1 protein-coding gene is annotated in these 259 nt (G+C 42.5%); it reads left to right on the top strand.

The genetic code is table 11. The features are described from left to right. Positions 1 to 259: hypothetical protein (locus AC3II9_RS21985; protein ID WP_489158845.1), on the top strand; the 259-nt coding region annotated here is incomplete at both ends.

The raw sequence follows: 259 nt of genomic DNA, 5'->3' as shown, positions 1-259 counted from the left end.
CAAACCTCTAGATGTAACCCAAAGCGGAATTGTACTTATTGAATCGGGTCAAAGTCTTCAGAATACTATCGATTTACTCGAAGAATGGGCTACCACTGCTGCGTTGTTCGAAGAGGCGGAAACCATTTTCAGACTTTGCAATAATATTTCTGCTAAAGAAAAGGAGGATATAGACGGTCAGGAGTTATACGCCATATCGAATCGGTTGATCAACACGAGTGCTTCTGCCTTCGCTGAATTGGCGAAATGGGAACAATTC

This window comes from Lysinibacillus sp. RU7, from assembly GCF_057837305.1.
This window is presented reverse-complemented; position numbering and strand designations above follow the sequence as displayed.